2 protein-coding genes (1 of these 2 only partly in view) are annotated in these 12,332 nt (G+C 69.8%); both read left to right on the top strand.

What is annotated here, in order from left to right:
• Nucleotides 1-9,378: the 3' portion of a non-ribosomal peptide synthase/polyketide synthase gene (locus BR47_RS0107090; RefSeq protein WP_029119042.1), read on the top strand. 21,561 nt of this gene lie to the left of the window's left edge; 9,378 of the gene's 30,939 nt are visible here — the last part of the coding sequence; its start codon lies beyond the left edge, outside the window; its stop codon occupies nt 9,376-9,378.
• Complete coding sequence (locus tag BR47_RS29940) at nt 9,375-12,332, top strand: MMPL/RND family transporter (protein ID WP_231506674.1); 2,958 nt, start codon at nt 9,375-9,377, stop codon at nt 12,330-12,332. Before BR47_RS0107090 ends, BR47_RS29940 begins: the two co-directional genes overlap by 4 nt.

The raw sequence follows: 12,332 nt of genomic DNA, 5'->3' as shown, positions 1-12,332 counted from the left end.
TTCTCGGTGTGGGAGATCTGGGCGGCCCTGCTGCACGGCGGGCGCCTGGTGGTGGTGCCCGACACGGTGGTCCGCTCGCCGGATGAGTTCCACGCCTTGCTCGTTCGCGAGGGCGTCACGGTGCTCGCACAGACCCCGTCCGCGGTCAGTCTGCTGTCGCCGCAGGGCCTGGGGTCGATGGCCCTGCTGATCGGTGCCGAGGCGTGCCCGCCGGAACTGGTGGACCGGTGGGCGCCGGGACGCGTCATGCTCAACGTCTACGGGCCGACCGAGACGACCATGTGGGTGTCCAAGAGCACGCCGCTGGCGCCGGGATCCGGTGCGCCGCCGATCGGTTCGCCGGTCCCGGGTGCCGCGCTGTTCGTGCTCGACGAGTGGCTGCGGCCGGTGCGGCCGGGCGCGATCGGCGAACTCTATGTGGCGGGCCGCGGCGTCGGGGTCGGCTACTGGGGCCGATCCGCCTTGACCGCAACACGTTTCATGGCGTGCCCGTTCGGCGCGCCCGGAACGCGCATGTACCGGACGGGCGACCTGGCAAGCTGGGGTCCCGACGGGCAGCTGCGCTACCTCGGCCGCGCCGACGAACAGGTCAAGATCCGCGGCCATCGCATCGAACTGGGTGAAGTGCGGTCTGCCCTGGCGGCGGTGGCCGGTGTCGAGCAGGCGGTGGTGATCACCCGCGAGGACGAGGCCGGCGGCAAGCGCCTGGTCGGTTACGTCGTCGGGTCGGTGAATCCGGCGGGGGTGCGCGCCGCGCTGGCGCAGCGCCTGCCGGGCTACATGGTCCCGGCGGCCGTCATCGGCCTGCCGGAACTTCCCGTCACGGTCAACGGCAAGCTCGACACCCGCGCGCTGCCGGAACCGGAATACGTTGCGGGCGTGTACCGGGCGCCGGGCAGCCTCACCGAGGAGATCCTGGCCGGCGTCTACGCACAGGTGCTCGGCATCGAGCGGGTGGGCGTCGACGACTCGTTCTTCGATCTCGGCGGCGACTCACTGTCGACGATGCGGCTGGTCGCGGCGATCAACTCCGCACTGGACGTCGACCTGCCGGTCCGCGCGGTCTTCGAGGCGCCCACCATTGCCCAGCTGGCGCCGCGAATCGTCACGGGTGAGCGTGGTCTGCAACCGCTGACTGTGGCCGAGCGCCCCGACGTGGTGCCGCTGTCGTTCGCGCAGAACCGATTGTGGCTCGTCGACCAGGTGCAGGGACCCTCGCCGGTCTACAACATGGCGACGGCCCTGCGGATCGATGGACCACTCGACGTCGAAGCCCTCGGCGCTGCGCTGTCCGACGTCGTCGGCCGCCACGAGAGCCTGCGCACGCTGCTCACCGCGCCCGACGGCACGCCCCAGCAGGTCGTGATCCCCGCGGCGCGTGCCGATTTCGGCTGGGATGTCGTCGATGCCACGCAGTGGTCCGAGACCCGGCTGCACGACGCCCTCGAGGTGACCGCGCGGAGCACCTTCGACCTGGCCGTCGATATCCCGTTGCGGGCGCGCCTCTTCCGTGTCGGGGACGACGAACACGTCCTGGTGGCCGTGGTGCATCACATCGCCGCCGACGGCTGGTCGCTGCGGCCGCTGGTCGCCGACCTGGGACTGGCCTACGCCAGCCGCTGCGCCGGACAGGCGCCCGACTGGGCACCGCTACCGGTGCAGTACATCGACTACACGCTCTGGCAGCGCGCACAATTCGGCCATCTCGACGACAGCGGCAGCCGGGTGGCGGCGCAGCTGGCGTACTGGGAGGACGCGCTGGCCGGACTGCCCGAGCGCGTGCAGCTGCCCACCGACCGGCCGTACCCGCTGGTGGCCGACATGGCCGGCGCCACGGTCGCCGTGCAGTGGCCCGCCGAGTTGCAGGAGCAGGTGGCCCGGCTGGCCCGGGAGCACAACGCGACGACCTTCATGGTCGTGCAGGCCGCGCTCCTTGCGCTGCTGGCCAAGGTCAGTGCGAATGCCGATGTCGCCGTGGGCTTCCCGATCGCCGGACGACGCGATCCCGCACTCGACGATCTCGTCGGCTTCTTCGTCAACACCCTCGTGCTGCGTGCCGACCTGACCGGCGACCCGACATTCACCGACCTGCTGAACCAGGTCCGCAGCCGCAGCCTGGAGGCCTTCGAGCACCAGGACGTGCCGTTCGAGCTGTTGGTGGAGCGGCTGAACCCCGCCCGCAGCCTCACCCACCATCCGCTGGTGCAGGTCATGCTGTCGTGGCAGAACTTCACCGGCCTGACCGACCCCGCCGCCGGCTCCGGGTTGAAGGGTGTCGACGTCACGTCGATCCCGCTGGGCACCCAGTCCGCCCGCATGGACCTGACCTTCTCGCTGTCCGAACGCTGGACCGCGACAGGTGCACCCGCCGGCATCGGCGGTGAGGTGGAATTCCGGACCGACGTGTTCGACGCCGAAACCGTTGCCGCACTGGTCAACCGGATGGAGCTGCTGCTGGCGGACATGACGGCTGAACCGCGGCAGGCGCTGTCGTCGGTGAGTCTCGTCGACGCCGCCGAACAGGACCGCCTCGACGAGCTCGGGCATCGTGCGGTGCTCACCGCGCCGGCCGGGGCAGCCGTCTCCCTCCCCGAGCTTTTCGCCGCCCAGGTGGCCCGCACACCCGACGCGGGGGCGCTCACCTGGCAGGGCCGGACCCTGACCTATGCGGAACTGGACTCGGCGGCAAATCGGTTGGCGCACAGGTTGATCGATCTCGGCGCCGGTCCGGGACAGACGGTGGCATTGCTGTTCCACCGCTCGGCCGACGCCATCGTCTCGATCCTCGCGGCCCTCAAGGCCGGGGCGGCGTACCTGCCGATCGACCCCGCACTGCCGTCGGCGCGCATCGAGTTCATGCTCGGCGACGCCGCGCCGGTCGCCGCCGTCACCACCGGCGATCTGGCCGAGCGCTTGGCCGGATTCGACCGGCCGGTCCTCGACGTCGCCGACACCGACATCGAGAACCAGCCCGCCACAACGCCTCCGGCGCCGGACGCGGGTGACGTCGCGTACCTGATCTACACCTCGGGCACCACCGGTGTACCCAAGGGTGTTGCCATCACACACCGCAACGTGGTGGGGCTGCTGGGTGAGCTGAAAGACCAACTGCCGACGGCACGCGTATGGAGCCAGTGGCACTCGCTGGCCTTCGACGTGTCGGTGTGGGAGATCTTCGGGGCCCTGCTGCACGGCGGGCGTCTGGTCGTGGTGTCCGAGACGGTCGCCCGCTCGCCGGAAGAACTGCACGAGCTGTTGGTCACCGAGGGTGTCACGATGCTGACGCAAACCCCCTCCGCCGCAATGATGTTGTCGCCGGCGGGGCTGGAGTCGACGTCGCTGGTGGTCGCGGGCGAGGCCTGCCCGCCCGAGCTCGTCGACCGGTGGGCGACCGACGGCACCCGAGCGGGCCGCGTCATGCTCAACGCCTACGGCCCCACCGAGGCCACCATCTACGCCGCGGTCAGCGCGCCGCTCACCGCGGGTTCGTCCGTCGTACCAATCGGCACGCCGGTGTCGGGCGCGGCGTCCTTCGTCCTGGACGAGCGGCTGCGCCCCGTACCGGTCGGCGTGGTCGGCGAGTTGTACGTCGCCGGCTCGGGTGTCGCGGCCGGATACGTGCGGCGCGGCGGGCTGACCGCATCGCGCTTCGTGGCGTGCCCGTTCGGCGCCCCGGGACAACGCATGTACCGCACCGGCGACCTCGTCCGGTGGGGCGCCGATGGCCAGCTGCAGTACCTCGGCCGTGCCGACGAACAGGTCAAGATTCGCGGCTACCGCATCGAACTGGGCGACGTGCAAACGGCCCTAGCCGGTCTCGCCGGCGTCCGCCAGGCCGCGGTGATCGTGCGCGAGGACCGTCCCGGCGACAAGCGACTCGTCGGCTACATCACCGGTACCGCCGACCCGGCCGAGGCGCGGACCGCGGTGGCCAAACATCTTCCGGCGTACATGGTTCCGGCCGTCGTGGTCGCGATGGCGACGCTGCCGCTGACGCCGAACGGCAAGCTGGACCGCCGCGCGCTCCCGGCCCCGACGTACGGCAATGCCGATCAGTACCGGGCGCCGCGAACCCCGGTCGAGGAGACGCTGGCCGCGGTCTACGCCGACGTCCTCGGCGTCGACCGGGTCGGCGTGGACGACTCGTTCTTCGAACTGGGCGGCGACAGCATCATGTCGATGCAGGTGGTGGCCCGGGCGCGGGCGGCCGGTCTGAGCTGCCGTCCGCGCGACGTCTTCGTCGAGCAGACGGTGGCGCGCTTGGCCCTGGTGGTCGAAACCGTCGGCGACACTGCCGATGTAGCCGACGCCGGGGTCGGCCCGGTGGTCCCCACACCGATCATGCGGTGGCTGGCACGCGTGGACGGGCCGACGGATCAGTTCAACCAGACCATGGTGGTGCAGGCCCCGGCGGGCGTCACCGAGGCCGACGTCGCAATCCTGTTGCAGGCCTTGGTGGACCGGCACGCCATGCTACGGCTGCGGGCCGACGCCGACTGGTCGCTGCAGGTGCCCGACGCGGGCGCTGTCGATGCCAGGGACTGCCTGCACACGGTTGACGAGCTGACCGAAGACGCGGTCATCGCGGCACGGTCGCGGCTGAATCCGGCGGCCGGCGTGATGCTCAGCGCGCTGTGGGTGGCGCCGGCGCGTCAGCTCGTGCTGATCATCCACCACCTCGCGGTGGACGGCGTGTCGTGGCGAATCCTGTTGGAGGACTTGAACGTCGCGTGGCTGCAGTCCCGCGCGGGGCAGCCCGTCGAACTGCCGGCGAGCGGCACGTCGTTCCAGCGCTGGGCGCAGGTCCTCGTCGAACACGCGGCGGCGCCCGAGGTGGTTGCGCAGGCGGACGCCTGGCGACAGGCAGCGGCGACGCCCGCATTGTTGCCCGCCGTGCAGCCGGAGCGGGACACCTTCGCCACGGCCGGGCAGCTCTCGGTGACGCTGGACGACGTCGACACCGTGCAGACGCTGCTACGGGAGGCACCGGCGGCGTTCCACGCCGGCATCAACGACGTCCTGCTGATCGGATTCGCCTTGGCGATAGCCGAATTCGCCGGTAGTGGCCGCACCATCGGCATCGACGTGGAAGGCCACGGCCGGCATGACGAGATCACCGAGAACGTCGATCTGTCGCGCACCGTCGGCTGGTTCACCACCAAGTACCCGATGGCCGTCACGGTCGGGGACCTCTCCTGGACCCAGGTGGCCTCCGGTGATGCCGCCCTGGGCGCGGTGCTCAAGGACGCCAAGGAGCAGCTGCGCGCACTGCCCGACGGCCTGACCTACGGCCTGCTGCGCTACCTCAACGACGACGTCGATCTCGAAACCGACGACCCGGCAATCGGATTCAACTACCTGGGCCGCCTCGGTGGTGGGTCCGAGCTGTCCGACGAGCTGTGGCAGGTCGGCCGGGACGGTGCGGCAGCAGCTGAGGTCACCGGTCTGGCGACCGCGGTACCGATGCCGCTGATGCACACTCTCGAGCTCAACGCCGGCACAGTCGACACCGACGCCGGCCCGCAGCTGCACGCCAATTGGACCTGGGCGCCGTCGGCGCTCGACGGCGACCAGGTCGAGCGGCTCAGCCGCCTGTGGTTCGACGCGCTGACCGGCATCTGCGCCCTGGTGCGTGCGGGCGGCGGCGGTCTGACGCCGTCGGATATCGCACCGGCCCGCCTGAGCCAGCAGCAGATCGACGAGCTGGAGCGCACGCACCCCGTCGCCGACATCCTGCCGGTGACGCCGCTGCAGCAGGGTCTGCTCTTCCACGCCGCACAGCTGGGCGCCGACGCCGATCTCTATGCGGTGCAACTGGATCTGACACTCGCCGGTCCCCTCGACGCGGAGCAGCTGCGGACCGCCGTGCAGACGGTGGTGCAGCGGCACCCGAACATCGCGGCCCGTTTCTACGCCGGACTCGATGTGCAGGTCATCCCGGCGGCGCCCGACGTTGCCTGGCGGGTGCTGGACGCAGCCGACGACGAGGTCACGCACATTTGCGCCGCCGAGCGTGCCGCGGTGTGCGACCTCAGCGACCAGCCGCCGTTCCGGGTTGCATTGATCCGCACCGGCGAACACCGGCACCGGTTGGTGCTCACCAACCACCACGTCGTGATGGACGGCTGGTCACTGCCGGTCCTGCTTCGCGAGATCTTCGCGGGCTATCACGGTTACCGGCTGCCTGCGCCGGTTCCGTACCGCCGCTTCGTCACGTGGCTCGCCGATCGGGATCTCGATGCCGCACGCATCGCGTGGGCCGAGGTGCTGGCGGGTGTCGACACCCCGACACTGGTCGCAGCGCGGTCCGCATCGGGTGGTCGCGGCGTGAAATCCGCTGCGCTGTCGGCCGAAACCACACACGCCGTCGCAGAACTGGCGCGGGCGCGCCACACCACCGTCAACGTGGTCCTGCAGGCCGCCTACGCGCAGCTGCTCATGCAGCTGACCGGCCGCCACGATGTGGTGTTCGGAACCGCGGTGTCGGGCCGCCCGACCGACGTGGCCGGGGCGGACGAGATGGTCGGCCTGATGATCAACACCGTGCCGGTACGCGCCACCGCGACCGCGGTCACCACCGTGGCCGAACTGCTCGACCAGATGCAGGATGCGCACAACCGCACGCTCGACCACCAGCATCTGTCACTCGCCGAGATGCACCGGATCACCGGTCAGGACCGGCTTTTCGACACGCTGTTCGCGTATGAGAACTACCCGCTGGGTGCCGCCGCGTCAGGCGGCGTCGGGGACCTGACCATCACCGAGTTCAGCAGCCATGAGCAGAACCACTATCCGTTGACGGTGCAGGCCATGCCGGGCGAAGAACTCGGCCTGCGCCTCGAGTACGACACCGCGGTATTCGATGCAGCCGCCATCGACAGGCTCGTCGAGCGGTTCGAACGCGTGCTGGTCGCGATGACCACCGTGCCCAGCGGGCGGCTCGCGTCGGTGAATCTGCTTGCCGCCGAGGAGCGCTCGCAGCTGGACCGGATCGGCAACCGCGCCGCCACAGCCGACGTACCCGCATCGATTCCGGCACTTTTCGCCGCCCAGGTCGACCGCACCCCGGATGCTGTCGCGCTCACCGGACCGGACGGCGCGCTGACCTACCGCGACCTCGACGCGGCCTCGAACCGGTTGGCGCACCGGCTGATCGACGCCGGCGCCGGTCCTGGCCAGACCGTGGCACTGCTGTTCCCCCGGTCGATCGACGCGGTCGTGGCGATCCTCGCGGTCCTCAAGACCGGGGCGGCGTACCTGCCGATCGATCCGGCACTGCCGGCGGAGCGGCTCACGTTCCTGCTGTCCGACGCGGCACCGAGCGTCGCCGTCACCACCGCAGAATTGGCCGGCCGGCTCGGCGCGTTCCACGGCCCGATCGTCATCGGCTCCGCCGGTGAAAACGGGCCCGCCACAAGGCTTCCGGACCCGGATGCCGACAGCATCGCGTACCTGATCTACACCTCCGGTACCACCGGTGTGCCCAAGGGAGTTGCGGTGGCGCACCGCAACGTGGCCCGGCAGTTCGGGGTACGACTCGCGGGCCTGCCTGCTGACCCGGTGTGGACGCAGTGCCATTCGTACGCGTTCGACTTCTCGGTATGGGAGATCTGGGCCGCGCTGCTGCACGGCGGCCGACTGGTGATCGTGCCGGAGGCCGTGACCGCGAGCCCGGACGAATTCCAGCGCCTGCTCGTGGCCGAGCACGTCAACGTGCTCACCCAAACCCCTTCCGCAGCAGGCGCGTTGGTGCCCGACGCGCTGGCGCCACTGGCTCTGCTGCTCGGCGGCGAGGCGTGCCCGGCCGATCTGGTCGACCGCTGGACGGCGTGCGGGCACACCGTGATCAACGCCTACGGCCCCACCGAGACCACGGTGTACGCGGCGGTGACCGAACCGCTGACAGCCGGCGGGCGTTCGGTACCGATCGGCACGCCGGTACCCGGCACGGCGTTGTTCGTGCTGGACGGCTGGTTGCGCCCGGTTCCCGCGGGCATTGTCGGTGAGCTGTACGTCGCGGGTGCCGGCGTGGGCGTCGGCTACGCCGGCCGGTCGGAGCTGACCGCCGGCCGGTTCGTCGCCTGCCCGTTCCGCGGTGTGGGGGAGCGGATGTACCGCACCGGCGACCTCGTGCGCTGGGACGACGACGGCCGGCTGCACTACGTCGGCCGGGCCGACGAGCAGGTCAAGATTCGTGGTTTCCGCATCGAACTCGGCGAAGTACAAACGGTTTTGGCGGCGCTCGACGGCGTGGACCAGGTGGCGGTGATCGTGCGCGAGGACCGCGCCGGCGACAAACGCCTCGTCGGATACATCACCGGCACCGCCGATCCCGCGGCATTGCGCGCTCAGCTCGCCGACCTGCTGCCGGCCCATGCGGTCCCGGCCGCCATCGTCGCGCTGCCGGCGCTGCCGGTCACGACCAACGGCAAGCTCGATGTCCGCGCGCTGCCCGCACCCGAATACCGCGCGGGCGCCCACCTGGCTCCGCGCACGGCCACCGAGGTCGCGCTGGCCGCCGTCTACGGCCGGGTCCTCAGCGTCGAGCGGGTCGGCGTGGACGAGTCGTTCTTCGACCTCGGCGGCGACAGCATCTCGGCGATGCGCCTCGTCGCGGCCGTCCGCGCCGACCTCGGCATCGAGCTGTCGGTGACGACGGTGTTCGAGGCACCCACGGTGCAGGCGCTCACCGAGCGGCTGACGAAGGACGGCGCGGCCGGGCCGGAGATCGCACCGGTGCAGGTGCTGGGGACCGGTACGGGCGTCCCACTGTTCTGCCTGCACGCGGTCAGCGGCATCAGCTGGCCGTACCAGGTGCTCGGCGGCTACGTCGACGGTCCGATCGTCGGCATTCAGCAGCCGGCCACGGACACCCCGGGATCGCTGAGGGACATGGCGGCGACGTACGCCGACCGGATTCAGGCCGCACAGCCGTCCGGTCCGTACCACCTGCTGGGGTGGTCGTTCGGCGGTGTCGTCGCGCATGCCGTCGCGGTCGAGCTGCAGCGGCGCGGCGTCCCTGTCGCTCGGTTGGTACTGCTCGACGCCGAGCCGAGCCTGCGCGTCGCGAACCAGGCGGTCGACCGGGACCAGTTGGCCGGCATCGTGGACGACGGCTTGATGGACCTGTTGGTGCGCAACTTCGACACCAACGTCGCGCTGTACCGGGAGCACGAGGCCGGGCGGTTCGACGGAGATGTCGTGGTGATCGCGGCCGCCCGAGGCGACGACGCTCGCGGCGCCTTCCTCGCACAGAGCTGGCGCCCGCACGTGGCCGGCACCGTCACGGTGCACGAGGTGCGGCGCGGGCACCATGAGATGCTGACCGTCGAAGCGCTTGCCGAGTACGGCAGGTATCTGAGCGGTGAGGCAACGTGATAGCTCGGTCGGGCAAGGGTGTGTTCGCCGGGGCTTTCGAGCTGCTGGCGCGATTGGTGCTACGCCGGCCCTGGGCCGTGATCGGCGCCTGGCTGCTGCTCGTCGTGGCGCTGTCGGCGGCCGTGCCGCCGCTGATGAAGCTGGCGAGCGACAGGAACCAGGAGCTGCTGCCGAGCAATTCCGCGGTCATGGCGGCGACCCGGGACATGACTTCCGCGTTCCATGAACCCGGAATCCAGAACATCGCGCTGGTGGTCCTCACCGACGAGAACGGCCTGACCAAGGCCGACGAAGACGTCTACCGCACCCTGGTCGACAGCCTGCACCGCGACACCGCCGACGTGGTGATGGTGCAGGACTTCATCTCGCAGCCGCCGATGCGAGAAGTGTTGGCCAGCAAGGACAACAAGGCGTGGTTCATCCCGGTCGGTATCCGGGGTGAGCTCGGGTCGCCTGAGTCCAGCGAGGCGTACAAACGCGTCGTCGGCATCGTCGACCACACCGTCTCCGGCTCGACCCTGACGGTCCACATGACGGGCCTGACGGCCACAGTCGCCGAACGCGAACAGCTCGGGTTGCGTGATCTGCGAGTCATCGAGACCGCCACGGTCGTCATGGTGCTGCTGATTCTCTTTGTGGTGTACCGCAATATCGTCACCATCCTGGTGCCGCTGGCGACCATCACGGTGTCGCAGGCCGCCGCGACACAGGGCGTGGCAGCCCTGGCGACGTGGGGTCTGCCCATCTCGCAGCAGACCGTCGTGTTCATGAGCGCCATGATGATCGGCGCCGGCGTGGACTACGCCGTCTTCCTGATCAGCCGCTACCACGAATACCTCAGGCAGGGACTCGATTCCGATGAGGCCGTGGCGCGGGCGCTGACCGCCATCGGCAAGGTGATCGCGGCGTCGGCGGCCACCGTCGCGGTGACGTTCCTGGGCATGAGTTTCACCAGCCTGAAGGTTTTCTCGACCACCGGCCCGGCGCTGGCGGTCACGATCGCGGTGGCGTTCCTGTCGTCGATCACGCTGTTGCCGGCGATCCTGACGCTCGTCGGGCGGCGCGGCTGGGCCAGGCCTCGCAAGGAATTGACCAGCCGCTTCTGGCACCGGTCCGGCATCAACATCGTGCGGCGCCCCGTGGTGCATCTGGTCGGCAGCCTCGTCGTGCTGATCGCGCTCGCCGCCGGCGTCGGCTGGCTGCACACCAGCTACGACGCCCGCACGGCGCTGCCCGCGTCGGCGGAGAGCAATATCGGCATGGCCGCCATCGAGCGGCACTTCCCGGCGAGTGTGACGGCGCCGCAGTACCTTTTCGTCCAGTCGCCGCACGACCTGCGGACGACCAAGGGCCTCGCCGACCTCGAACAGATGGCGCAGCGCGTCGCGCAGCTGCCCGATATCGCCGCCGTCCGCGGCGTCACCCGGCCCACCGGCGCCCCGTTGGAACAGGCGACGCTGAGTTACCAGGCCGGCGAGATCGGCGACAAACTCGCGGAAGCCACCAACAAGATCAACGGCAGTGTCGACCAACGACAGGCTCTGGTCGGCGGCGCGGGCAAGCTCGCCGACAGCCTGGCCACCGTGCGCACACAGCTGACCAAGACCATGGGCGTGCTCGACAACCTGAACAAGAGCATGGCGAGCATCAAGGACCAGCTGGAGAGCTCGCAGGAATTCCAGGACGCGCAGCGGCAGCTGGACAGCGTGCGCAATTCCGGTGACGTGCCGAACATCCCGCCGCGGTCGGGCAGCCAGAACTTCCAGGACATGGTCGCCATGGCCGATGCGCTGCTGCAGCAGCGCAAGGACAACCCCGGCTGCGATGCCGATCCGGATTGTGCGGGGCAGCGCGACCAACTGCAGCGGCTCTCGGACGGGTTGCACAAGATGCAGCCGTCGTTGGATTCCGCGGCCAAAGCCCTTCGCTCCCTTGGCGGTGCCGGCGGCAGTGGCGGCGCCAGCAGCCCGGGCGGCATGAAGCAGAACATGGCCGCCCTGCAGGAGGGCGCCAACGCCCTGGCCGAGGGCAGCCGCAAGATCGCCGAAGGGCTGCGCGTCCTCGACGATCAGACCAAGCAGCTCGGCGAAGGTCTTTCGCACGCGTCGGCATTCCTGCTGGCGATGAAACTGCACGCGTCCGAGCCGGGAGCCGCGGGCTTCTACATCTCCCCGGAAATCCTGGGCAACGACAAATTCAAGGATCTGGCCCGGGTTTTCATGTCGCCGGACGGGCATTCGGCGCGGTACCTGGTCGAGTCCAAGCTCAACCCGTACGACACCAAGGCCATGGATCAGGTCAAGGCGATTCTCGCCGCCGCGCAAGGCGCCCAGGCGAATACGTCGCTGGCGGACGCCAAGATCGCGATGTCGGGCATGACGCCGTACTACGCGGAACTGCGCGACTACTTCAACAAGGACCTGCGGTACATCGTGCTGATGACCGTCATCGTGGTCTTCCTGATTCTGGTGCTGCTGCTGCGGGCCGTCGTCGCGCCGCTGTATCTCGTTGGCACCGTGATCCTCTCGTGCCTGTCGTCGCTCGGCATCGGCGTCATCGTGCTGCAGATCCTCGGCGGTCAGCCCATGGCGGCGAGCACCCCGGGCATGGCCTTCATCGTGCTGGTGGCCGTCGGCGCCGACTACAACATGCTGCTGATCTCCCGGATCCGAGACGAGTCCCCGAACGGCATCCGCTCGGGCGTCATCCGCACCGTGCGCAGCACCGGCAGCGTGATCACCTCTGCCGGAATGATTTTCGCCGCACCCATGTTCGCCATGCTGTTCAGCAGCATCGGCTCGATGGTGCAGGGCGGCTTCATCATCGGCGTGGGCCTGCTGATCGACACCCTCATCGTCCGCACCGTCACGGTGCCGGCGCTCGCCGTGCTGGTCGGCAAGTACAACTGGTGGCCGTCGCGGACCAAGCGGAACCCGGCGCCCGCCCTGAGCTAG

Origin of the sequence: Mycobacterium sp. UNC410CL29Cvi84 (assembly GCF_000686745.1) — a bacterium.
GTDB classification, from domain to species: domain Bacteria; phylum Actinomycetota; class Actinomycetes; order Mycobacteriales; family Mycobacteriaceae; genus Mycobacterium; species Mycobacterium mucogenicum_B.
The sequence above is the reverse complement of the archived record's forward strand: the minus strand, read 5'-3'. Positions and strand labels throughout refer to the sequence as shown.